Origin of the sequence: Aquabacter cavernae, from assembly GCF_003993795.1 — a bacterium.
Lineage (GTDB): Bacteria > Pseudomonadota > Alphaproteobacteria > Rhizobiales > Xanthobacteraceae > Aquabacter > Aquabacter cavernae.
This window is the reverse complement of record NZ_RWKV01000015.1, coordinates 153,571-177,277: the sequence shown is the minus strand read 5'-3', so window position 1 is coordinate 177,277 and position 23,707 is coordinate 153,571. Positions and strand designations below refer to the sequence as shown.

General features: G+C 68.1%; 21 protein-coding genes. 8 read left to right on the top strand and 13 right to left on the bottom strand.

Translation table 11 applies throughout. The annotated features are described in order from the left end of the window. Positions 1-42: 42 nt before the first annotated feature. Complete coding sequence (locus EJJ38_RS14200; protein WP_127090785.1) at positions 43-306, top strand: con-10 family general stress protein; 264 nt, start codon at positions 43-45, stop codon at positions 304-306. A 274-nt stretch (positions 307-580) separates the two neighbouring features. After that, positions 581-1,114, top strand: coding sequence for a sigma-70 family RNA polymerase sigma factor (locus tag EJJ38_RS14195; protein WP_127091080.1), 534 nt, complete (start codon positions 581-583; stop codon positions 1,112-1,114). A 109-nt stretch (positions 1,115-1,223) separates the two neighbouring features. Here the strand turns inward: EJJ38_RS14195 and EJJ38_RS14190 are convergent, their stop codons facing one another. The 3 genes from EJJ38_RS14190 to EJJ38_RS14180 all read right to left on the bottom strand — a co-directional run bounded on the left by EJJ38_RS14190 (position 1,224) and on the right by EJJ38_RS14180 (position 3,870). Further along, positions 1,224-2,777: a TerC family protein gene (locus EJJ38_RS14190; RefSeq protein WP_127090784.1), complete on the bottom strand. Its 1,554-nt coding sequence runs from the start codon at positions 2,775-2,777 to the stop codon at positions 1,224-1,226. A 421-nt stretch (positions 2,778-3,198) separates the two neighbouring features. Further along, positions 3,199-3,474 carry a hypothetical protein gene (locus EJJ38_RS14185; protein WP_127090783.1) on the bottom strand — a complete coding sequence of 92 codons (276 nt, stop codon included), beginning with the start codon at positions 3,472-3,474 and terminating at the stop codon, positions 3,199-3,201. A 120-nt stretch (positions 3,475-3,594) separates the two neighbouring features. Then, positions 3,595-3,870, bottom strand: coding sequence for a hypothetical protein (locus EJJ38_RS14180; RefSeq protein WP_127090782.1), 276 nt, complete (start codon positions 3,868-3,870; stop codon positions 3,595-3,597). Between the two features lie 244 nt (positions 3,871-4,114). Between EJJ38_RS14180 and EJJ38_RS14175 the strand changes: the two genes are divergently transcribed. Continuing rightward, positions 4,115-4,288, top strand: a complete 174-nt coding sequence (locus EJJ38_RS14175) for a DUF1328 domain-containing protein (protein ID WP_127090781.1) — start codon at positions 4,115-4,117, stop codon at positions 4,286-4,288. Positions 4,289-4,448: 160 nt separating this feature from the next. Next, a complete protein-coding gene (locus EJJ38_RS14170; protein WP_127090780.1) occupies positions 4,449-5,528 on the top strand; it encodes a transglutaminase family protein in 1,080 nt (359 codons plus the stop codon). Between the two features lie 188 nt (positions 5,529-5,716). On the opposite strand, the gene EJJ38_RS14165 is transcribed toward EJJ38_RS14170, so the two are convergent. Then, a complete protein-coding gene (locus EJJ38_RS14165; RefSeq protein WP_127090779.1) occupies positions 5,717-5,986 on the bottom strand; it encodes a bacteriocin in 270 nt (89 codons plus the stop codon). A gap of 772 nt (positions 5,987-6,758) precedes the next feature. Between EJJ38_RS14165 and otsB the strand changes: the two genes are divergently transcribed. Both otsB and otsA read left to right on the top strand, forming a co-directional pair. Then, positions 6,759-7,514 (top strand): trehalose-phosphatase, encoded by a 756-nt coding sequence (otsB, locus tag EJJ38_RS14160; protein WP_164738512.1) that lies wholly within the window; start codon positions 6,759-6,761, stop codon positions 7,512-7,514. Position 7,515: 1 nt separating this feature from the next. Continuing rightward, entirely contained in the window at positions 7,516-8,991 is a 1,476-nt protein-coding gene (gene otsA / locus EJJ38_RS14155; RefSeq protein ID WP_127090777.1) for an alpha,alpha-trehalose-phosphate synthase (UDP-forming), read from the top strand. 54 nt (positions 8,992-9,045) lie between these two features. Here the strand turns inward: otsA and EJJ38_RS14150 are convergent, their stop codons facing one another. From EJJ38_RS14150 to EJJ38_RS14140, 3 genes are all read right to left on the bottom strand, one after another. Beyond that, positions 9,046-9,492 carry an RrF2 family transcriptional regulator gene (locus EJJ38_RS14150; RefSeq protein WP_127090776.1) on the bottom strand — a complete coding sequence of 149 codons (447 nt, stop codon included), beginning with the start codon at positions 9,490-9,492 and terminating at the stop codon, positions 9,046-9,048. A gap of 127 nt (positions 9,493-9,619) precedes the next feature. Next, positions 9,620-10,051, bottom strand: a complete 432-nt coding sequence (locus EJJ38_RS14145) for a GAF domain-containing protein (RefSeq protein ID WP_164738511.1) — start codon at positions 10,049-10,051, stop codon at positions 9,620-9,622. Positions 10,052-10,106: 55 nt separating this feature from the next. After that, complete coding sequence (locus tag EJJ38_RS14140) at positions 10,107-11,291, bottom strand: amidase (protein WP_127090774.1); 1,185 nt, start codon at positions 11,289-11,291, stop codon at positions 10,107-10,109. A 925-nt stretch (positions 11,292-12,216) separates the two neighbouring features. On the opposite strand from EJJ38_RS14140, the gene EJJ38_RS14135 reads away from it, so the two are divergent. Next, entirely contained in the window at positions 12,217-12,642 is a 426-nt protein-coding gene (locus tag EJJ38_RS14135; protein ID WP_127090773.1) for a PACE efflux transporter, read from the top strand. A gap of 52 nt (positions 12,643-12,694) precedes the next feature. Here EJJ38_RS14135 and EJJ38_RS14130 read toward each other — a convergent pair whose 3' ends face one another. The 4 genes from EJJ38_RS14130 to EJJ38_RS14115 all read right to left on the bottom strand — a co-directional run bounded on the left by EJJ38_RS14130 (position 12,695) and on the right by EJJ38_RS14115 (position 18,727). After that, entirely contained in the window at positions 12,695-13,927 is a 1,233-nt protein-coding gene (locus EJJ38_RS14130) for an amidohydrolase family protein (RefSeq protein WP_127090772.1), read from the bottom strand. A 66-nt stretch (positions 13,928-13,993) separates the two neighbouring features. Continuing rightward, a complete protein-coding gene (locus tag EJJ38_RS14125) occupies positions 13,994-16,444 on the bottom strand; it encodes a branched-chain amino acid ABC transporter ATP-binding protein/permease (RefSeq protein WP_127090771.1) in 2,451 nt (816 codons plus the stop codon). Between the two features lies 1 nt (position 16,445). After that, complete coding sequence (locus EJJ38_RS14120) at positions 16,446-17,318, bottom strand: branched-chain amino acid ABC transporter permease (protein WP_420836889.1); 873 nt, start codon at positions 17,316-17,318, stop codon at positions 16,446-16,448. 215 nt (positions 17,319-17,533) lie between these two features. Continuing rightward, positions 17,534-18,727, bottom strand: a complete 1,194-nt coding sequence (locus EJJ38_RS14115) for an ABC transporter substrate-binding protein (protein ID WP_205666175.1) — start codon at positions 18,725-18,727, stop codon at positions 17,534-17,536. A gap of 463 nt (positions 18,728-19,190) precedes the next feature. Between EJJ38_RS14115 and EJJ38_RS14110 the strand changes: the two genes are divergently transcribed. Then, entirely contained in the window at positions 19,191-19,889 is a 699-nt protein-coding gene (locus tag EJJ38_RS14110; protein WP_127090769.1) for a GntR family transcriptional regulator, read from the top strand. Positions 19,890-20,360: 471 nt separating this feature from the next. On the opposite strand, the gene EJJ38_RS20795 is transcribed toward EJJ38_RS14110, so the two are convergent. Together EJJ38_RS20795 and EJJ38_RS14100 are read right to left on the bottom strand one after the other, a co-directional pair. Then, positions 20,361-22,118, bottom strand: coding sequence for a methyl-accepting chemotaxis protein (locus EJJ38_RS20795; protein ID WP_127090768.1), 1,758 nt, complete (start codon positions 22,116-22,118; stop codon positions 20,361-20,363). 109 nt (positions 22,119-22,227) lie between these two features. Beyond that, a complete protein-coding gene (locus tag EJJ38_RS14100) occupies positions 22,228-23,700 on the bottom strand; it encodes a mannitol dehydrogenase family protein (protein ID WP_245454252.1) in 1,473 nt (490 codons plus the stop codon). Positions 23,701-23,707 lie beyond the last annotated feature (7 nt).

The window sequence follows — 23,707 nt, the reverse complement described above, 5'->3', positions numbered from 1 at the left end:
CCCACGGGCCACCCAAGCCCTGGGCCAGACAGGGAGTGTCCCATGGCCTCGAAGACCAAAGGAACGTCCAATCGCGGTTTCGCCGCCATGGATGCGGAGAAGCAGCGGGCCATTGCGCGCAAGGGCGGGGAGAGCGTCCCGGCCGAAAAGCGCAGCTTCTCCCAGGACCGTGCGCTGGCCTCCGCCGCCGGCCGAAAGGGCGGTCGCAGCGTCGCGGACGAGGATCGCAGCTTCTCGCGCAATCGGGGGCTGGCCTCCCGCGCCGGCCAGAAAGGCGGTCAGGCGTCCCATAGCCCACGGTCATGAAGAGGGCGGGGGGTGATTTTTTCGTGTGCGGAGGGAACCTGTGGTCCGGCCCTACGTTTCTTCCGTAACACAGCCGGTGCGTCCCGTGCGGCCTACGCCGTCGCAGCAGCCCAGAGAGGGGCCGGAACGCACGCGGCAGGAGATTTTGTGAGGGGTGGCTGGCGTGTTTCAATCTCACGAAACGGATAGCAGACGTCCTATGGAAGTTGCCAACAAGACCTCGACGGCCGAGACCTCGACGGCGGTGACCTCTGCGGCTGCGGCCTCCTCTGAGATGAAAGCGCTGCGCGACCAGGTGCTCGAATTGCTTCCGGCGTTGCGCGCCTTTGCGCGCTCGCTGACGCGCAACCGCACCCAGGCGGACGACCTGGTGCAGGAGACCTTGCTCAAGGCGCTGTCGAACATCGATAAGTTCGATCCGGGCACCAATCTGCGGGCCTGGATGTTCACCATCCTGCGCAATACCTACTACACCGAGATCCGCAAGCGCCGCCGCGAGAATGACGGCATGGCCACGCTGGCCCAGCAGGATTCCAATATGGGACCCGGCCAGGAATGGTCCATGACGTTGCGCTCCCTGAAGGAGGCGCTGGAATTGCTTCCCTCCGACCAGCGCGAGGCGCTGGTTCTGGTGGGCGCGGCCGGCCTCTCCTATGAGGAGGCGGCGGATGTGTGCGGCTGTGCGCTGGGCACCATCAAGAGCCGCGTAAACCGCGCCCGCGCCAAGCTGTTGACGCTCATGGGCGCGGAAGACACCGCCGATGTGGTGGAGGGCGATTCCGTCGCCCTTTCGGCCGCCCGCAGCTAGGCTCTTCCAAACGGACTGCACGGCGCGCGTGAAGGCGCGCCGTACCCTTTCCAACCTGACGGCCGCGCGTTCCCTCACACCGGGGTGAGGGCCGGCAGCGTGAGGGCCGCTACGGCACGCTCACGGCTTCGGAGATCCGCACCTTTCCGATGCTCCGCTTGTCGAGGGACAGCACCTCGAACCGCAGGCCGTCGGCGTCCACGCTCTCCCCTTCCCGCGGCAGATGCCCGATCTGCGTCAGGATATAGCCGGCGAGCGTCGCGTATCGGTTCGCATCATCAACCAGATCGTGTTGGATCGTGCTGCTGAGCTGGCGGATGTCGATGAAGCCGTCTGCGATCCAACTGCCCTCGCCCTGGGGCTCCAGCGCCGCCGCCTCCTCGCCGATGTCCGGGAATTCGCCGGCAATGGCCTCCAGGATGTCGGTGGGGGTTGCGATGCCTTCGAGCGCGCCATGCTCATCCACGACCATGGCCATCTGCACGGGCGAGCGGCGCAACTGCTCCATCACTTTCAGAACGTCGGTGGTTTCATGGACGATGGCCGGCTGCCGCGTCATGCGTGTCCAGTCGATCGCCTTGCCGTCGATGACCGCGTTCAGCAATTCCTTGGTTAAGGCGACGCCTACGAAATCATCCACGCTGTCGCGGGCCAGAATGACCCGGCTATGGGTGAGCGTGCGGATCGCCTCGCGCAGCTCCTCGGGGCTTTCGTCGAGGTCGAGCCATTCCAGTTCGTTGCCCGGAGTCATGATGGAACTGACCGGGCGCTCGCCGAGATCGAGCACGCCGCGGATCATCTCCTTTTCCTGAGGCTTGAAGAGATCGCCCTGGGAGGCTTGCTCGGCTATCGCATCCACTGTTTCACCGAGCGGCTGTTCGCCCACGCGCCCACCCAGCAGCCGCAGGACCGCTTCCGAGGTGCGCTCCCTGAGGTCGCCCGTGGTGATGCGCTTCTCGCGATTGTGCCGGCCGAGTTGGTTGGCGGCCTCGATCAGCACCGAGAAGCCGATGGCGGCATAGAGGTAGCCCTTGGGAATGTGGAAGCCGAAGCCTTCCACCACCAGGCTGAAGCCGATCATCAGCAGGAAGCCGAGGCAGAGGATCACCACGGTCGGATGCTTGGAGACGAAGGCCATGAGCGGCTTCGAGGCGGCCATCATGACGGCCATGGCCACGCAGACGGCGGTGATCATCACCCAGAGGTTGTTCACCATGCCGATGGCGGTGATCACGCTGTCGAGCGAGAAGACCGCATCGAGAACCACGATCTGGACGATCACCTGCCAGAAGACGGCGTGAACCACCTTGCCTTCCTTGGGCTTGTGGGCGCCTTCCAGCCGCTCGTGCAATTCCATCGTGCCCTTGGCCAGGAGGAAAACGCCGCCCAGGATCAGGATGATATCCCGTCCCGAGAAGTCGAACTCGGCCACGGAGAAGAGCGGCTGCGTCAGCCGCACGATCCAGGAGATGGAGAAGAGCAGAACCACGCGCATGCCAAGCGCGAGGGAGAGGCCGATCAGGCGCGCCTTGTTGCGCTGATGTGGAGGGAGCTTGTCCGCCAGGATGGCAATGAAGACCAGGTTATCGATGCCGAGAACGACTTCGAGAACGATGAGGGTAACGAGGCCGATCCAGATGTTCGGATCTGCAAGAAGCTCCATGACTAGACCTTATGAGCGGTGTGGTGCGAACGCAAAAAGCCCCGGATGAAACATCCGAGGCGGTCGTTCGTCATATGTGATAATTCGGACATGTGAGGCTGACATCCACTTCGGGAGATCAGCCTCATTCGGTGTCGACTATCGCCTGTACTGTCGCCTTCGTCCGGCATTAGGGCGCTTTAGCTTTCACGTAAGTTGAATGTCCTAGGGGCAACCTGCCATAGCAGGAGGCGCCTTGCAAGGTCGCCTCCCTATCGCATGGATCCACGGGCCTTTGAGGCCGGTGTTCGGCGCCTGCGCCTCATCCGCGAGAGCTTCTTCTCAGGAGACCCGCTCGGTCTTCCGCCCAAACGCCGTTCGGGCCCGCCTCCACAGAGACGAGCCCGAACGGGCATGCAGGGCTGCGCGGATGGCGCAGCTTCTATTTGGAATCCAGGGGCGCTGCCGGAGGTGGATCCTCCGACGTGGCGGCGGCGGGCTTCGCGATCTTCCCGCTTTCGAACGCCCCTTGCAGCTGTTCGGCGAGCTTCAGCAATTCGTCCGGCATCTCTTCGCTGGTATAGCCATCGAAGAGTTGGCGGAGTTCCTTGCCGAGGAGATCCTGGCGCGCCGAAATATCGCGCCGATGAGGGGCCCGCATTGCGCCTCTCTCTTTCTGCACTTGCGTCTCGGAGCTATCGGGGCGCGTCTGTCGCATGGAGCATCGTCGTCTGTCGGATGGGGCCGGATGAAGAGCGCCGCAGGAGGCTAGCCTCTCACGACCCCGGTTCCGTGGTGAAACGGTACAGGTGCAAAGAAGTTCCAACAAGACCCGGCATCAGTCGCGATAAAGTCGCGACGTGCCGGAAACCTCGTCGTTCTCCTCGTCGTCCGCCCCGGGCGGGACATCCTGCGCGGGGCCGGGGAGCTTGGTATCCAGCGCCGCCTGGGCGCGCCGGAGGCGCAGCCGCTCCTCGTCCGGTTCGTGAGTGCGCATCCTGCGCTCGTCACGCGCGCTCTGGCGCGGGTCGAATTCGCACAGATCATAGCCGTGGGGCGAGGACGGAGTCTTCCAGTCCTGGGTGCCGCCGCGGGCATTGGTGGGCGCGGGCATGTTGATCTCCCTGCCTCGTTGAATTCGCAAACAACCTCCGGCCCGCCGGTTTGGTTCCGTCTCCGGGCGGGCGGCGATGACTTTTTTTAACGGGCGGCGAAAACGGAGCCGCAGCGTGGAACCGGAGCCCCGTCCGCCAAGTTCCAGGCTCATTCCTCCCCCGACGGGCGCTACGGGCGACAGGCGCGGAGAAATCACCGATCCGGGCGCGCATCGCGCGCCGTCACTGACACAGGAGATCACCATGCTGGGTTGGGCGGTTACTTTCCTCATCGTCGCGCTGGTCGCGGCTGTTCTCGGCTTCGGCGGCATCGCCGGCACGGCCATCGAGATCGCGAAGATCATCTTCTTTGTCGCCATCGTCCTGTTCCTCATCTCGGCCGTTGTGGGCCTGATGAGGGGCCGTCGGATGGGCTAGGGCCTGCGGTTCGCACGCAGGTTTCGGGCGGGCCGCGAGGTCCGCCCACAGGAAAAGGACTTTCGCGGCGCATGCCTTCACCGGGGGCGTGCGCCGCATGCTAATGTGGACCTTCCGCTCGCGCCCCTGCGTGAACGCCATTTCCCTCAGGAGGGTCGCCATGCGCCGGCTTATCGTCGAGCATAAGACGCGCTACCGCTATTCCGAGCCGGTCCAGTTCGGCCAGCATCGCCTGATGCTCCGCCCGCGGGACAGCCACGGCCTGCGGCTGCATGAGGCGCGCCTCACGCTCTCGCCCACCGGGGATGTGAAATATATCTACGACGTGTTCGGCAATTCCATCGCGCTGGTGGATTTCCACGGCCCGGCGAGCGAATTGGTGATCGAGAGCGTGCTGGAATTGGACAGCTATGCCACGCCCGATCTCCAGGGCCTGCTCGATCCCGTCGCCTCCAATTATCCCTTCGTCTATTCCAGCGACGACCGGTTCGACGCCTCGCAGATGCTGACCACGCAGTACGAGGATTCGGGCGAGGTGAAGGAGTGGCTTGCCACCTTCGTGAAGCCCGGCGAGACCATCGGCACGCTGGACCTGCTCCACGCCATCAATGCCGCCGTCAAATCCGACTTCGTCTATCAGGCGCGCATCGAGGAGGGCACCCAGACCCCCGCGCAGACGCTGGCGCATCGCTCCGGCACCTGCCGCGACTTCGCGCTCCTGTTCATCGAGACCGTGCGCGAGCTGGGCTTCGCCGCGCGCTTCGTGACGGGCTATCTCTACACCCCCCATCTCGATCTCAATATCGACCATTCGGAAGAGATCCGGGGCGCCGGCGCCACCCATGCCTGGGCGGAAGTCTATCTGCCGGGCGCGGGCTGGGTGGATTTCGATCCCACCAACGCGCTCATCGGCACGGACCATCTGGTGCGGGTGGCGGTGGTGCGTGATCCGCGCCAGGCATCCCCCATCGTCGGCAGCTTCATCTCCGACACGCCGCAGGCGTTCCTGGGGATGGATGTGGAAGTGTTCGTCTCCACCCGGCTCTCCGGCGTGGAGGGAGAGGCGGTCCAGCTATCCCCGGCCGTGGTATCCAGCCTGCGCGGCTCGTTCGCCGATTGCACCCCCGCCGACATCTTGTCCTTCGAGGAGGCTCCGGCGGCTGAGGTCGAATCCGGTCAGCTCGAAGCCGTGCGGATCGAATCCGAGCAGGTCCAGCAGCAGGCCGCGCTCAGCGCCTGAGGGGTGGCGGACGGCGCCATAAAAATTGGGCGGGCTGCCGAGAGGCGCCCGCCCGTTTCAGTTTTGGAGGTGTCGATGATAAGCGACGCCGTATCAACGCCCCAGGACAGCACTGGTTCCGTGCGGCGCCCGAAACGAAAACGGGGCGCCCGAAGGCGCCCCGCGATCGATCCGGTCGGGGTAACTGCTCAGGGACAGGCCACGCGGAAGGAATTGCCGTAGGCGTCGCGCGCCCAGCAATTCTTCGGGGTGGTGGCCGCGCCGACGATGGCGCCGGTGGCGCCGCCGAGCACGCCGCCAACCACGGCGCCGCCCGCCGTGCCGGTGGCCAGGCCGCCGACCAGGGCGCCGGCACCGGCACCCATCAGGCCGCCGCCGACCGCACGGTCAGATTCGGAATACTGGCTGCACCCGCCCAGAGCCAGCGCCGCTGCCACAACGATGATTGCCGCCCTCATTTTGCTCTCCATCATACATCTTGCCGGCTAGGCCGGGCCGTCCGTCCGAACGCGCGTGACGCTTTCGCCGGCGGTCGGCGGACATTTCCACCAGGCGAAGCAAACGTTCGCTGGCGGGGTTTTCGCACCGCCAAGCTAAGCACAAAAGCCAGGGTCAAGCCTACCCCCACCACGGCGATTGCCGTGGCGGCAGGGTAGCGTGCGATCTGTTCCTGTGTGTGGCGCGCGGCGGCGTCAAGCCGGCCGGCGGCCGTGCGCCCGCCGCTCCAGGCTGCCGCGGCGCCGTCCGTCAGGGCCGTGCCGGCCGCGCGGCCACCATCGGACACCTTGTGCGACACGTCATGGGCAAAACGCCGCGCCGCCACGGCGGAGGCCTGCGCGCGGCCGGAAGGAAGCTCTCCCACGGCCCGCGCGAGGCGCACCATCTCGTTGCGGAGCGAATCCAGTCTCTGCTCGAGCGGGGAGGCGGGCGGTTGCCAGGGAACCCAGTTCATGCGGCGTGATCTCCGGTGTGCCCCTGGAAACGCATGGGGGCCATGCCGGTTCCAGCCAAGCCGAAGAACGCCAACGCTTTCCGGTAAATCCCGCCAGCGCCTTTGAAATGAGCATGGCGGTTTTTTGATCTGTTTCGGAACCCTTGCCCCACTCGCGGCGTTTCAATGGCAAGTCATTCCATATTTTCGCATTTTTTAGTGGAGAACGAATCGGCATGGTCCCTTCGGCACAGCCCATTTCCCCGCGGCGCGATCCGGCGCCCCCCATCGGAGCGGAGGTGCGGAGTGTGGATCTGCGGGACCTTCTTTCGGTCGATCAGAATGCATTCTTCTTCGACGTGGACGGCACCCTCATCGACATCGCGCCTCATCCCGACGCGGTCGAAGTGCCCCCCACCCTTATCGATCACCTGTCCGTCCTGATGCAGGCCACCGGCGGCGCCCTCGCCTTGGTGAGCGGACGCGAGGCCTCGGTGCTGGACCGCCTGTTCGCGCCCCTGAAGCTCCCGCTGTCCGGCATCCATGGCGCGCAGTTCCGGCCCACCGGCGAGGGCGAGTCGCGCCTCGTGGCCGCCCTCCTGCCGGATGACGTGCGCACCGCGCTGCGTGATCTCTCCGTGCGGTTCGAGGGTGTGCTCGTGGAGGACAAGGGCGCCAGCGTGGCGCTGCATTATCGCGCGGCCCCCGCCGTGGCGCCCGAGTTGGAAGAGGCCGTGGCGCGCATCGTGGCGCCCCGTGCGCGCACCCTCGCAGTGCTGCCCGGGCGCATGGTGTTTGAAGTGAAGACGCGCGGCCAGGACAAGGGCGCGGCGGTCCGCGCCTTCCTGGCCGAGCCGCCGTTCGCCGGTCGCGTGCCGGTCTTCTTCGGCGACGACGTCACCGACGAGGCCGGCTTTGCGGCCGTGCGCGAGCATGGCGGCCTCGCGGTGAGCGTCGGGCGGCGCCTTGCCGGAGCGGACCTTACCATCGAGACGGCGCAGGCCGTGCGCATGCTCATCCGGCGCCTCGCCGCCGCTGCCGAAGGGAGGTCCTGACATGTCGCGCCTTATCGTCGTGTCGAACCGGGTCGCCGTTCCCGAGGCCAATGGCAAGGTGACCGCCGGGGGCTTGGCCGTCGCGGTCAATGCGGCGCTGAAGGAGCGCTCCGGCGTCTGGTTCGGCTGGAGCGGGCGCATCACCGACGTGCCGTCCGACCGTCCGGCCGTGACCACGCGCAACCGCATCAAATATGCGGTCATCGACCTGAAGGACAGCGACTACCAGGAATATTACAACGGCTTCGCCAATCGCGTGCTCTGGCCGATCCTGCATTACCGCGTGGACCTCGCCGAGTTCCAGCGGGCCGACCTCTCCGGCTATATCCGGGTCAACCGGCTGTTCGCGGACCATGCCTCGCGCTTCATCCAGCCGGACGACGTGATCTGGGTGCACGACTATCACATGATGCCGCTCGCCAAATATCTGCGCGAGCGCGGCCATGCCAACCGCATCGGCTTCTTCCTGCACATTCCCATGCCGCCGCCGGAGCTGATCCAGACCCTGCCGCGCCACGGGGAGATCCTGGGCTCGCTCGCCCATTTCGATCTGGTGGGCTTCCAGACCGAGAATGACCGGGACAATTTCGGCCGCTATCTCATCACCCGGGGCGGACAGGTGACGTCCGATCCGTCGGTCTATGAGATTGCCGGGCGCCGCGTGAGGATCGCGGTCTTCCCCGTGGGCATCGAGACCGAGGCCTTCGCCCGCCGCGCCCGCCATGCCGGGCGCACCGATTATGTGAAGAGCTTCCGCAACAGCCTGGGCGGGCGCAAGCTCATCATCGGCGTGGACCGGCTGGACTATTCCAAGGGCATTCCCCACAGGCTGGAGGCGTATGAGACGCTGCTGCGGACCTCGCCCGAATGGCATGACAAGGTGACCTTCGCCCAGATCACCCCCAAGAGCCGCACCGAGGTGCCTGAATATATCGAGATGGACCGGTTCCTCTCCCACAAGGCCGGGCAGATCAATGGCGCCTTCGGGGACGTGGCCTGGACGCCGCTGCGCTATGTGAACCGCACCTATTCGCGCTCGGCGCTGGGCGGCTTCTATCGCGCGGCGAATGTGGCCATGGTCACGCCGCTGCGGGACGGGATGAATCTCGTGGCCAAGGAATTCGTCGCGGCCCAGGATCCGGCCGATCCCGGCGTGTTGCTCCTCTCGCAATTCGCGGGGGCGGCGGCGGAATTGTCGGGCGGGGCGCTCATGGTCAATCCCCATGAGACCGAGGGCATGGCGGCGGCGCTCAAGCGCGCCCTGGACATGCCGCTGGACGAGCGGCGCGAGCGCCATGAGCGCATGATGGCGGTGCTCCGCCGCAACGATATCGACCAGTGGGCCGAGACCTTCCTGGAGGCCCTGGTGCCGCCGGAGCGCACGGCGTCCCCCGCGACGGTGATGCAGCGCTCCACGCTGCTGGGCATGGGCCACGGCGCGGGCTGGCAGGGCGTCCACGGTCCGGATTTTCTGTGATCTTGCAGCCGGGGATGCGTCCCCGGCTTCGTCCCGAGCGATGCTGAGACAGCCTCAGATATAGTCCACGAAGGCCTTCATCTGGTCTTCGGAGAGGTCGCGCATCTGGGCGAGCGTGTAGGTGTCCAGCACGGTGCCGATGGCGTCGCGCACGCGCACCATGAGACGGCGCACCTCGCAGGTGGCCACATCGCAATCATCGCAGGGCACATAGGCGTTGCGGCTGGCGCAAGGCAGCGGCGCGAGCGGGCCGTCCAGCGTGCGGATCATCTCGCCGACGATGATCTCGTCCGGCGACTTGGCGAGGCGATAGCCGCCCAGCTTCCCCTTCTTGGAGGCGAGGAAGCCGGCATTGCGCAATTCGTTGAGAATGACATCGAGGAATTTCTTCGGGATGTTGTTCGTCTCGGCGATCTCCGCCACCTGGACGGAGCCTCCCGGCGGCAGGCGCGCCAGAAAGACGGCGGCCTTCAACCCGTATTTTCCCTTCTTCGTCAGCATCGCGCACCTCGCGGCGGCTTATGCGGGGTGTCGTTCATGGGGTCAATATGAATATTGCATAATGCCAATGTGAAAACGGGACTTTCCAGGCGGCACGTCCCTTTTCCAGCGCATGGGCATTCCCGCCTCACAGGACCAGGGCGCCGATGTCGGCGATGGCCGTCCTCATGGCCGCCTCGTCCGTTTCGGTCCAGGGGCGCGGGCCGGTCACGTCATGGGCGGAGACCCAGCCATAGACCCAATCACCCTTGAAGACCGGCCCCACCATCTGGGATCTCGCCTTGAACACCTGCATGAGCTGCCAGGGCGGGTTGGCCTCCACCTTGGTGAGATCCTCCTGCTTGAGGATCGCGCCGGTCTTGATGATCCACTGGATGGAGCCCGCCGCGCGGTGATTCACCGAGGCGTCGTTCATCATGGTGGGCGCGCCGTGGCGCAGCACCTCCATGGCGGGCGTGTCCGCCTGCCAGCCGCGCGCGGGATCGTCCGCGCGCAGCGTGCCGCGGCTGGCGCCGGTGGCGTCCAGCAGGCGGGTGAGGATGGCCTCGATCTTGGCCATCAGCTCCGGGTCCCGAGGGATTGGGGATGCGCTCTGCGACATGCGGGCCTCCCGTTCAGGACGCGGGCGCCAGCACGGCGCGGGCAAGCGACAGGAGCATCTCGTCCTTGCCGCGCGGGGCGATGATGGAGAGGCCCACGGGGCAGCCGTCCAGCGTGCCGAGCGGCAGGGAGATCTGCGGCACGCCTGCATGGCCGGCGGGGCAGAGCATTTCCAGCGAGCGGGCACGGAAGGCTTCCAGCGCCTCGCCGGACGAGTTGCGCAGGGGCGCGATGCCGGCGGCCGTGGGCAGCAGGATCAGCCGGTCCTCGCCCAGGAGCGCGTCCATGCGGGCGCGGATGTCGGCGCGCAGCACGCGGGCGTCCGCCACCTCCGCCGGGTCCAGGGTCGCGGCGGCGGCGAAGCGCTCGCGCACGCCGGGGCCGAAATTGGGCTTCACGGCCTTCACCCAGTCCGCATGGGCGGTCCAGGCCTCGTCCGACTGGATGAGGCGGAAGGCGTTGCGCCATGCGCCAAGCGCCCCCTGGCCCACATCCACCTCTTCGGGCGTGCCATAGAGCGCGACGATGCGCGCCACCCCATCGGCCAGCGCCTGCCCCACGGCGGGGCCGGCGGCCGCGAACAGGTCCGTGGCGAGAAGCAGCTTGCCCGGCGCGGGCACGCGCTTCAGCCCGCCGAACAGCACGGCGCCCACTTGCTCGAACAGGACGGGATCACGGGCGAACCAGCCCACGCTGTCATAGGAGGGCGCCAGCGGCACGGCGCCGTCGATGGCGATGCGATCATGGGTGGGGCGCAGGCCGATAATGCCGCAATAGCTGGCGGGCAGGCGCACCGAGCCGCCCGTATCCGAGCCGATGGCGAAATCCACCAGCCCGCCCGCCGTGGCCGCCGCCGAACCGGAGGAGGAGCCGCCGGGAATGCGGCCGGGGGCGGCAGGGTTGATGGGCGTGCCGTAATGGTGGTTCTCGCCGTTGAGGCTCCAGGCGATTTCGTCCGTATGGGTCTTGCCCACGAGGCGGGCGCCCGCCGCCAGCAGCGTGTCGAGCACGGACGCACTCTTTTGCGGCACCGGGTGGCTCGCCAGCCAGTCCGGGCTTCCGGCGGCGGTGGGCACGCCCGCCACGTCGAAGAAATCCTTCAGCGCGAAGGTGCGGCCCGAGAGGGGGCCCTCGCCGGTGGGCGTGCGCTCGATGAGGCCGTGGGGGACGAAGGCGTCGAGAGTGTCGGTGATCGGCATGGCGGGCCCTTCGGGTGGCGGGGGCAGGGGAGCATCTCTCCTAGCCCATCCTGTTGATCGGTCGAACAAAAGATGCGGCCCGGCTGTCGGCTGCGCTCCCTCGCTCTGTTTTTCCGCGTTTCCGTCTCGCGAACGCTCCAGCGCCTTCATCCCCGCCGTGTGGGCGGGGGGGAGGGATGCGGGAGCGGTCGGCACGCCGGCAGGCATGCCTTGGGAAAGGTGGGTGACGTCGGAACCAGCATTCCGTCCGCTCCCGCGCGGGGATTTATGGCGTGTCGGCCGCGCCGCGTGGGCTTTTGTGGATCTCCCATCACGTCCGGGCGAACCAGCCCCGGATCGGTGCGCAACCCCTTCGGCCTCCTTTCTCGCGCGGCGGGGGGCGTTATTCCCCGCCGCGTCGGACACCCGCGCCCCGCACCACCCGTCAGGCCGCTCCGGACGCGCCCCTCCTTGGTGCAAGGTGGGGTGATGATAGGGGAGATCGGGATGTAGGACAATAGTCCTTGTGTCTTTTTTCCTATCACCATTTCACCACCGTCATGGCCGGGGTTGTCCCGGCCATCCACGCGGTGCCGTCGGGTGCGTGCATGGGGAGGCGTGGATACCCGGGACAAGCCCGGCCATGACGGTGCGCGTGCAGGAGGCCGCGATGATTGGCCCCGGCCTCGCATTCCCCCTCCCAACCCTCCCCCGCAAGCGGGAGAGGGCTTCCGTCCCGCGCAACGCAAAGCTCCCTCTCCCGCTTGCGGGGGAGGGGTGGGGAGGGGGCAACCGGGAAGAGGCGGCCGGCGAAAGCACCCCTCCGTGTTTCACCTGACGCTCCATTGACCCGTCGCGAACGTGTCCTATATGCCCCCTGGAGAGGACGACCTCCGCCCGAAGGGGCCTGGAATGCACGGGACGGCCCGGCTGTGAGGAGGTCACAATGCGCTCCCCCGGAGATCGCATCCGCCACGCCGTCAGCTTTGAAATCATCGGACTTCTGCTCGTCACGCCGCTCGGGGCCTTGGCCTTCCAGATGCCGCTCCACGAGATGGGCGTCGTGACCCTGGTCAGCGCGACGCTCGCAACCCTTTGGAACTACATCTATAATTGGGGCTTCGACATCGCCCTCGATCGCATCATCGGCACCACGCTGAAGAGCGGCCCGGTGCGGGTGCTCCATGCCATCGTCTTCGAGGTCGGCCTTTTGATCGTCCTGATGCCGTTCATCGCCTGGTATCTCAGCGTATCGCTGTGGCAGGCCTTCGTGATGGATCTGTCGTTCGCCCTGTTCTACATGCTGTTCGCATTCGCGTTTAACTGGGCCTACGACCGCATCTTTCCGCTGCCCGAGTGGAAAACCTCGTAGATATCCAGCGAACGGGGCGCCGAAACCGGCGCCCCTGCTTGGCCCGCGATCATCAGCCCGGCACATGCAGCGTCGGCGCCGGGCGGGTCACGGTGCGCTTGCCGCCCTTCATGGCGAGGCGCACGGGGGCGAGTTCCGCCACCGCCGCCGCGCGGCTCTCGCAATCCAGCACCACCATGTTCGCGCCGTTGCCGACCGCGATCCCGTAATCGGCGATGTTCATGAGCTTGGCGGACGAGGCGCTCACCATGTCCAGGCAGTCCGCCATGCCCGCGGGCGTGCCCACCTGGGCCACGTTCGCATAGAGATTGGCGATCCGAACCGTGGAGCAGTCGCCGAACGGGGTGAAGGGGTTCAGCACATTGTTGGTGGAGAGCGAGCAGGTGACGCCCATCTCCTTCAGCTTGTGCGCCAGCGCCACACCGCGCGGCACATTGTGGTCGAACTCCCGGCCGATGAGGAACAGGTCCGTGGAGGGCAGGGCCGTGACCGCGACGCCCGCCTGCGCCATGCGCTTGCCCAGCTCCGCGAGGCGCGCCTCGGGCACGGCGGAGAGCTTGGTCACATGGCCGATGGCGACCCGTCCGCTCCAGCCTGTCTCCTCCGCGAGGCGGCACACTTCCAGCAGGTCGAGATGGGAGGGGTCGAGGCCGAAATCCAGGTGGAAGTCGATGTCCACATTGAAGCGCTTGGCCAGCGCGAAGATGCGGGCGATCTGGCCGTGGCTGTCCTTGTCCATATAGGGCGCGCCGCCCACCACGTCGGCGCCCAGCTCCAGGGCGGCCACCATCACGTCCTCGCAGCCGGGATCGTCCAGCAGCCCTTCCTGGGGGAAGACGCAGAGCTTCAGGTCGATGGCCCAGGCATAGGCCTGCCTGAGCTTCAAGAGCGCGTTCACGGAGGTGAGGCCGATGCGCGGGTCCACCTCCACATGGGTGCGCATGCGCTGGGTGCCCTGGAGAATGGCCTTTTCCAGGGTGCGGGTGGCCCGCTCCGTCACGTCTTCCTCGGTGAAGCCCTTCTTGGCGGCGGCCACCGCAGCGATGGCCTCCTCCAGCGTGCCCTTCTCGCACTGGCAGCGGCCCAGCAGGCAGGACTTGTCCAGGTGGATGTGGGTTTCGCAGAAGCCGGGCACCACCAGCTTGCCCCCGAGATCCTCGGAGGGGCCGTCCGCCGCGAGCCCCACCTCGATGGCGGCGAAGCGGCCGTCCTTGATGCCGATATCGACAAGGCTGCCCTCGCGCCCGGCGATCCGGGCATTGCGGAAGATGTGGTCGAGGCTCATGGGGATACTCCGTGAACAGGGAACCGGCGGCCCGGCCTTTGCCGGTGCGGCTGCAAGAGAGAAGGGCTATTGGGCGGCGGGGCGGGCGCCGAGATAGGCGGCCTCCAGCGCTGCATCGCCGGAAAGGTCGCGGGCCGTGCCCGCCTTCACCACCCGGCCGCTTTCCAGCACATAGGCGCGGTCCGCCACCGTGAGGGCGAGGGCCGCCATCTGGTCCACGAGGAGGATGGTGACGCCCTCCTCGCGCAGCTCGGCCAGCACGTCGAACACCTCGTTGATGATGGCGGGGGCGAGGCCCAGAGACGGCTCGTCCAGCAGCAGGATGTCGGGCTTGGCCATGAGGCCGCGTGCCAAGGCCAGCATCTGCTGCTCGCCACCGGACAGCAGGCCCGCGCGGCTCGCGGCCCGCTCCTTCAGGCGCGGGAAGCGGGCGAACTGGGCGGCCAATTCCCGTTCCAGCGTCGCGGTGTCCGGCGTGTCGGAGCGGGCGGAGGAGCCCAGGAGGATGTTGTCGCGCACCGACAGTTCGGGGAAGACCTGCCGCCCCTCCGGCACCAGGGCAAGGCCCATGCGGGCGATGCGGTGGGCGGGCAAGGCGGAGATGCGGGCATCCTTCAGCACGATGTCGCCGGAGACCGGCCGCAGCAGGCCGGACACCGCCTTCATGGCCGTGGACTTGCCCGCGCCATTGGCGCCCAGAAGCGCGACCAGCTCGCCGGGGCGCACTTCCAGCGCCACATCCTCCAGAACCGGCGCGGCGCCATAGCCGGCGGTGAGGCGCAAGGCAGAGAGCACGGCGTCGCGCGACCCGTCCCACGGGGTGGTGCGGCCGCGGGCGCGGGTCTGCGTGCCGCCCAGATAGGCGGCGATCACAAGCGGGTTCTCGCGGATGGCGGCGGGCGTGCCGGAGGCGATGGGCCGCCCGGCATCCAGCACCACCACATGGTCGGAAATGCCCATGACCATGGTCATGTCGTGCTCCACCAGGATCACGGCGATGCCCATTTCGGCGATGCGGCGCAGCAGGATGCCGAGCGCATCCTTGTCCGCCCGCATGAGCCCGGCGGCGGGCTCGTCCAGCAGCAGCACGCGCGGGCGGGTGGCGAGCGCGCGGGCGATCTCCACGAGGCGCCGGTCCACATGGGGCAAATCGTCGGCGCGGGCGGCGACGGGGCCGCCATAACCCACGAAGGCGAGCAGCGCCTCGGCGGTGGCGGCGTCCGCGCCGGCGATGCGGATATTCTCCAGCACCGAGAGCGTGCCGAAGAGCTGGGTGGTCTGGTAGGTGCGCGCGATGCCCGCGCGGGCCACCTTGTAGGCGGGCGCGCCCGCAAGGTTCGCCCCCGCGCCCAGGCGGATGGTGCCGGAATCGGGCCGGTAGAAGCCGCCGATCATGTTGAGCACGGTGGTCTTGCCCGCGCCGTTGGGGCCGATCACCGCCGTGATGGCGCCGGGGGACGCCGTGAAGCTGACGCCGGAGGCCGCCTTCACCCCGCCGAACGAGATGCCGATGCCGTCCACCGTCAGCGGCGGGGCGGCTGCGGGGCGCAGGAAGGCGGCAAGGTCGGTGGCGCGGTTGCGGGCGGGGCGCGGGTCCGTGCGCTTCAGCCGCGCGAGAAGGCCCACAATGCCTTCCGGCGCGATCCAGAGCACGGCGAGCAGCAGGGCGCCGAAGATGAGCAGGCGATATTCGGCGAGATCCGAGAGCAGTTCGGGCAGGCCCGCCACCACCAGCGCGCCGATCACCGGCCCCAGCACCGTGCCCGCCCCGCCCAGCACCACGGCGAACAGGAACAGGATGGACTGGGAGAAGGGGAAGGAGCCGGGGCTGATGAACATGAGGAGCGGGGCGAACACCGCGCCCGCCAGCCCCGCCAGCGCCGCCGAGAGGGCGAAGGCCAGCGTCTTCAGGCCCACGGGATTGAGCCCCACGGACTGGGCCGCCACCTCGCTGTCGCGCACCGCCCGCATGGCCCGCCCGAGGCGCGCGCCGGACAGCATCCAGAAGCCCAAGAGGCTCAGTGCCGCCAATACCACGGAGAGCAGGGCCATCTCCCGCTCCGCGAAGGCATGGCCGCCGATGGAGGGCGGCATGATGCCCATGAGCCCGTTGGCCCCGCCGGTCACCGCTTTCCATTCGATGAGGCCGTGCTCGACGATGAAGGCGAAGGCGATGGTGACCATGGCGAGATAGGGGCCGGAGACCCGCAGCGCCGGCAGCGCGAGGAGCGCGCCCACGAGCCCCGCCACCAGCATGGCCACGGGCAAGGCGGCGAAGAAGTTCCAGCCCTGGAGGATCAGGATGCCCGACACATAGGCGCCGATGGCATAGAAGCCCACATGGCCCAGCGACACCTGGCCCGCGAGGCCCAGCAGGATGTTGAGGCCCACCCCGACGATGACCGTGAGCGCGACGAGGGCGATGACGAACAGGGTGTAGCTTTCCGCCGACAGGCAGAAGGCGCAGAGCGCGGCGGCACCGAGGAGGATGGAGAGGGGCAGAACGAAGCGGGCCATCTCACACCTTCTTCACGGCGGCGCGGCCGAACAGGCCGTTGGGCATCAAGGCGAGGGCCGCGATGACGGCGGAGAACACCAGGATCTGGGTGTAGGAGGAGCCCAGCAGCGCGGTGATGAGCGCTTCCGCGAGGCCATAGAGGAAGCCCGCCAGCATGATGCCGGAGGCCGAGCCGATGCCCCCCAGGATCGCCACCGCAAACGCCTTGATGCCGAACATCAGCCCCATGTCGGACGAGACGGAGAGGAGGGGCGCGATGAGCATGCCGGCGAGCCCCGCCAGCACGGCGGAGGCGGCGAAGGAGAGGGCGATGGCGCGCTTCACGTCGATGCCCATGAGGCGGGCGGCGGAGGGGTTCTGCACCACGGCCAGCAGGCGCTTGCCGGCCCGTGTGCGGTTGAGCAGCACATGCAGCCCCAGCGCCACCGCGATGCCCACCACGGGAATGGCGAGCTGCAGCGGATAGACGCCCGCGCCGAACAGGCTCACCGGCTTCTGGGCGAGCACGGAGGGCAGGGAGCGCGGCTCCTTGCCGAAGGAGAACATGACCGCATTGTCGAGGATGATGCCGCCCGCGACGGTGGCCATGAGCCACGCATTGGAGCCGCGCGCCGCGAACGGGCGCACCAGGAAGCGCTCCACCACGAGGCCGAACAGCGCGCATAGAAACAGGGCGACCACCACGGCGAGGGTGACCGGCCAGCCGAAGGTGATCCAGAGCGTGTAGCAGAGCACGGCGCCCAGCATCACGGAGGAGCCCTGGGAGAAGTTCACCGTGTTCGAGACCGCGTAGGTGACGTGGTAGCCGAGCGCGATGAGGCCATACATGGCCCCCAGCGACAGGCCCGAGACGATGGCGGAAACGATCAGCATGGGGCCTCCTCGGCTCTTGTTGTTGTGGGGTGAGTGCGCGTGCATGCGCATCTTTGCGCGCCGCGCTCCCTCTCCCGCTTGCGGGGGAGGGCTGGGGAGGGGGCGTTTCCGCCGGGAGCGGGAGACGGGTGCGAAAGTGCGCTGGTCCCGCCTGGGGCTTCCCCCTCCCAACCCTCCCCCGCAAGCGGGAGAGGGCTTTGCCGAGAGCCGACCCCTCAGTTCACGGGCACGATTTCGGCGCCCTTGAAGTGGGTGAAGATGTAGTCGTCCTTGGAGAGGGCGTCCTGGTTGGTGGGGGAGAAGGGCTTGGCGTAGGACTTGATCAGCCCCTCATAGCTGCCGATCTCGTAGAAGGCCTGGCGCAGCGCGGGGCCTTCCGTGGTGCCGGCCTTGGCGATGGCCAGGGCCAGCAGGTGCATGGCGTCATAGGCGTTGGCGATGCCCACGGCCGGGGTCACGTCGGCCAGCGTCGTCACCTGCGGATACTTGGTCTTCAGCGCCGCCAGAACCGTCTGGCCCTTCTTGGAGAGGTTGCCCGAGAAGGTATAGGTCTGGACCATGTGGACCTTCTCCGCGCTGGGTCCGCCCAGCTCGGTGAAGCGGCCGCCCGCCGGGCCCCAATGGGACACCACCGGCACGTTCCAGCCCATGCGGTCCAGCGACTTCACCACCTGGGCGGCGGGTTGCACATTGGCGATGAGGAAGAGGGTGTCGGCGCCCGCCTCCTTCAGGCGGGTGAGCTGGGGCACCATGTCCACGTCGGCATTGTCGAACTTCTCGGCGCCCGCGAGCGTCAGGCCCTTGGCGGCGGAAGCGGCTTTGAGGCCCTTCTCATTGCTCTCGCCCCAGGGATTGTTGATGAGCATGAGGCCGGGCTTGGCGGTCTTGTAGGTCTTGACCGCGTAATCGATCATGGCCTCGTCCACCAGCTCGTCCACGGCGGAGACGCGGAACACATAGTTCTCCGCCGCGCCGTTGCGGGTGATGCCGGTGCCGGCCGCCCACACGCTGATGAAGGGCACCTTGGCCTGGTTGGCGAAGGGCACGATGGCCAGGGAGACGGGGGTGTCGATGCCGCCGAAGAAGGCCGCCACCTTCTCCTTCTGAACCAGCTCGCGGGCGGCGACCACGCCCTTGGCGGGGTTGCTCTCGTCGTCGCGGCGGATCAGCTCCACCTTCTTGCCGAGCACGCCGCCGGCGGCGTTGATCTCGTCGATGGCCACTTCCAGGCCGCGCGTGATGGCTTCGCCGGATTTGGCGGACTGGCCCGACAGGGCCGCCACGAGGCCGACCTTGATGGTCTCCTGCGCGAAAGCCGGAGCGCCGCCCAGAAGGACGGCCGCGCCGAGCCCGAGCACGGCGGCGCGGCGCGACAGGGCGAAACGGGGTTTCAGGAGGGACCGGACCATGTGCTTCATTCCTCATCCGGGAAGGCGGGACCCCATCTTCGCAAGCCCTGTGCCAAAGGCCTTGGGGACAGTGCGCGGATGGCTTGAGGCGGCCCAGGCCCATAGAATCACGGCATTGCGATGCGCCCGCCGGCGCCGGTCGTGACAGGATGGAGTCTGGTTGGCGCACAAAGCTTAGGCAGTTTGTGCGCATTTTCAAATCATAATCGTATACAATTATCTGGGCGACGGCTTCCGAGATCGGGGCGTTGGTAGTCTCATATTACCAATCTGCGGACCCGCACCGCCCACCGCTCCCGTGGAATAGGATCAAGTCACTTGCATTTCCCAGGATCTGGCCGAGGCAGGGCGCTTTGCGGCAGACGGGATTGCTCGTAACGGGTCTCTGAAATTGTATACGATTTTTGCCGCATCTTGAGTGGCGCCCGGTCTCGTGCCATGGAAGGCGAGAATGGAGCCGGGCATGAAGCAGCGGGGCGAACGAGTCGACGCAATCTATGCGGGCCTGCGCCTCGCGATCCTGGAGCAGGTGCTCCAGCCCGGCACGAAGCTTCCGGAAGACACGATCGGCGAGCAGTTCGGCGCGAGCCGCACGGTGGTGCGCCGCGCGCTGGAACTTCTGGCCAGCGAAGAGCTGGTGGACATCCGTCCCAATCGCGGCGCCACCGTCGCCAAGCCTTCGCTGGAAGAGGCGCGCGACCTGTTCAGCGTGCGCCAGGACGTGGAGCATCTGGTGATCCGCCGCCTGTGCGGGCGCCTCACCCCGGCCCAGGTGAAGCGGCTGGAAGCGCAGATCGAGGCGGAGGAGCGCGCCCACCGCGAGGGGCGCCCGGAATATATCCGCCACGCGGCCGAGTTCCATCTGGTGCTGGCGGAGATGACCGGCTCGCCGCTCCTCGCCCGCTATATGCGCCAGTTGGTGGGGCGCAGCGCGCTGATCCTCGGCCTCTATGGCCGCCCGCGCTGGACCGACTGTTCCGTGCAGGAGCATCGCGACCTTGTGGCGTGCCTGGTGACCGGCGACTGGGCGCGGCTGGAGCCGCTCATGCACGACCATCTGGAGGCGGTGCTCTCCCGCGCCATCGACACCGCCGCCCACGACAAGGACCGCGGCATCCGCGACCTGCTGGCTCCCTATGCGGAGGCGGCAAGGAGCGCGTGAGGGGGCGGGAAGCGGTTGCGTCTTGAGGTGGTGCGGGACGGAGCTTCCTTGGGGGCCGTGGCAGGAGTGTCCTAACTCTGCTCCCAGACAATTCCCCCTCCCAACCCTCCCCCGCAAGCGGGAGAGGGCTTTTATGGCCCGCGCAATGGTGGGCTCCATTTCGGTGGGAGGGCGCTTTTCCATCCGTGCAACGCAAAGCCCCCTCTCCCGCTTGCGGGGGAGGGCTGGGGAGGGGGCCGCCCGGGCAGAGAACAGCCCGGCGCCTATACCGGGACAAGCTCCGCGACCGATGCATTCAAGCGATGGAAGGCTTCCAGCCCTTCAGGCTCGTCATGCCCGGGCTTGTCCCGGGCATCCACGCCTCTGGGCTGAGCGCGCACCCAGCGGAACCGCGTGGATGGCCGGGACAAGCCCGGCCATGACGCCGCATTCTTGGAAAACCCGCCCGGAAAGCGTGAAGGTCCCCCGAACCTAAAGCGTATAAGCCGACCGAAAACCGCCCCAGTGGCGGCCGTTCACGAAGATGGGCGCGTCCACCTCGCGCATGAAGATCACCCTGTCGCCCAGATCCCGCGCATAGACCTGGATCAAATGCGGATCGAGGTTGCGCGCGGCCAGCAGCCCGGCGCGGTCGTCGAAGATGCGCTTGTTGCGGCAATGGGCGAGGTTCCAGGTGCGCTCGCCCGGCCGCTGGGGCTTGGAATAGGCGGCGTTGTGCACCGGCAGATAGCCGTTCACGTCCACCGCCGCCGCGAAGGCCAACTGGCGGTCCTCGCCGGCGATGGCCTCCTGGATGGTCGGCAGGCGCCGTTCCAGGAAGGCGAGGGCGCGGGTCTCGTATTGCTGGGGATCGGAGCCGGGCACGAGGCGATAATCGGTATCGAACAACGCGGCCTCGGTGATCTCGCCGCTGGCGAGCGCGGCCTCGAACAATTGGCCGATGGTGGTCGCACCCTTGGTGGCACGGCCGGTAATGGCCTCATAGCCGCGCGCCACCTCCGCGAGGCGCGTGCGCACGCTGGGCGCGCCCGGCGTGTGGAAGGCGAGGTGGCAGCCGAGCGGGCTGATGCCCGCTACCCGCGCCTCCTGCGGGTCGAGGCCCGAAAGCTCCAATGTGCAGCGATCGCCCGGCACCAGCGCGCCGTCCTTCAGCTTCACCAATGCGCCGCCCAAGGACAGGTCCGAGGTGAGCACCTCGAAGCTCTGCCCGCTTTTGCGCACGCGCCCGGCAATCTCCACCGGCCAGCGGGGATGACGGCGGCGGTTGCCCATGGGGGTCTGGCGCAGAACGGTCAGCAGATGGCGGGACATCTCGTCCGTGCCCGCACCCATCTCGCCCGCGCTGGCCTCGATGGCGGCCTGTGTGGCCTCGGCCGTCACGGTGGCCTCGCGCATGGTGCGGGCGCCCTGGTCCACGGTCTGGGCGAAGGTCATCACTTCGCCCGCGGCAAGGCCGATCTCGGAGATGGAGCGGGTCTGGCCCGCCACGGCAGCGGCCACCGCCTCGGCCACGGGGCGGATCTCGCCGATGGTGCCGATGATGCGGTTGAGGGCGCCTGTGCTGGTGTCGGCCGCGCGCATGAGGCGCTCGATCTTGCCGGAAATCTCGCCCGTGGCCGCGCGGGTCTGGGTGGCGAGGGTCTTCACCTCGCTCGCCACCACCGCGAAGCCCTTGCCCGCCTCGCCGGCGCGCGCCGCCTCGATGGTGGCGTTCAGCGCCAGCAGATTGGTCTGGCCGGCAATGTCGGAGATGAGCGAGACCACGGCGCGGATTTCGGTGATGGCGCCGCGCAGCTCCACGATGGCCGCGCTCGCCTCGGCGGCGGCGTCCCCGGCGGAGGCGGCGAGCCGGTCCGAGGTGCGGGCCTGCTGGTCGATCTCCTCATTGCTGTCGGCGAAGGCATGGAGCGTGTCGGCCAGCGTCTGCGTGCTGGTGCGGGCCTGCTCGGTCTGGTCGGCGAGATTGTCGCAGTCGCGGCGGATGGCGGAAATGTCCCGGACGCCCGCCGCGGCGGCGGCCCGCATGGAGGCGGCGGTGTCCCCGAGCCGCACGCGGGCGCGCCGGATGTCCGCCTCGATCAGGTCCATGATGTGGTCCTGGTTCGCGGCGCCCTCGGTGGGGGGCGCGTCGGCGGGCTTGGTGTCGGCGGGCACTGGGGCGGGCGGCGATGCCGGTGTCGGCACGGGCGCGAACGCGGGTGTGCTGCTCTGTCGGGTGCGTCCCCACATGGCGTGTTTCTCCCCGGATTTTTATGGTCGGCGTTATCTGCCCCAATTGCCTGGGATCACCGACCTTATGTCGAGAGTGCCATTCGCCCGGCGGGGTTGAAATAGGTCTTTATGCTACCGCCGCCGCAACGGTTGCCGCCGCTCCGCGCGACTGGAGGGCGGTGAGATGGCCGGTGACCGCAGCGACGAAGCGCGGGTCGCCCGGCAGGTCGGCGCCGAACACCTCGCGCACCTCCAGCAGGGCTGTCGCGCGCCGCGCGGCATCGTCGCCCGCGCCCTCCGCTGCCGCGCGCAGGCGGGCGGCGAGGGGGTCGCGCACATCAATGGGCGAACCCTGCTCGTCCCGGCCGGTCACGTAGCGCATCCAGCCCGCGACGCCGAGCGCGATGAAGCGGATGTCGGCCCCTGCGGCGAGGCGTTCGCGCGCGGCGGCCAGCAGGCGCTGGGGCAGCTTCTGGGAGCCGTCCATGGCGATCTGCCAGGTGCGGTGGCGGAGCGCCGGATTGCGGAAACGCGCCCGCAAAGCGCGCTTATAGGCGGCGATGTCGGTCCCCCCCGGCACATGGAGCGTGGGCGTCATCTCCTCGTCCTGCAGGCGCTCCACGAGGCGGGCGAAAGCGGGCAGCGCCATGGTGTCGGCGATGGTCTCGCAGCCCGCCAGATAGCCGAGATACGCAAGGCTGGAATGGGCGCCGTTGAGCAGGCGCAGCTTCATGTGCTCGAACGGGGCCACGTCCGCCACCATCTCGACGCCCACATCCTCGAAGGGCGGGCGGCCATTGGGGAAATGGTCCTCGATGACCCATTGGCTGAACGGCTCGGCCATGACCGGCCAGGCGTCGCTCACCCCCAGGCGCTCGGCCACGAAGGCGCGGTCGGCGTCCGTGGTGGCGGGGGCGATGCGGTCCACCATGGTGGAGGGGAAGGCCACCTCGCCCGCCACATAGGCGCCGAGATCCGCATCCCGCAGGGCCGCCAAGCGGCGGGTGACGCGCGCCACCGTCTCCCCATTGGCGGGGAGATTGTCGCAGCACAACACGGTGAAAGGCGCGAGGCCCGCCGCCCGGCGCAGCCGGAGTGCCTCCACCAACAGGCCCGGCGCGCTGCGCGGGCGCTGCGGGGTCGCGAGGTCCGCGAGGATGTCACTGTTCGCCTCGTCCAGCTCGCCGGAGGCGGGGTCGTGGCAATAGCCCTTCTCGGTGACGGTGAGGGAGACGATGCGCACCGCCGGGTCCGCCATGGCGGCCAGCAGAGCGGCGGGGTCGCGCGGGGCCACGAGGGTGCGCTTGAGGGAACCGATGACCCGCAGATCATCCCCCGCGCCGGAGCGCACGCACAGCGTATAGAGCCCGTCCTGCGGGTCGAGGGCCTCCGAGGTGTCGGGCGAGCGCAGGCTGGCCCCGCAAATGGCCCAGTCCATGTGCCCGGCGGCGAGAAGGTCGTCCGCATAGACCGCCTGATGCACCCGGTGGAAGGCGCCGACGCCCAGATGCACCATGCCCACCTTCGCCGCGCTCCGGTCATAGCGCGGACGGGCGATGGCGGCGGGCAGGCGGGGAAGGGTGGCGTCGGACAGGCGCACGGCGCGC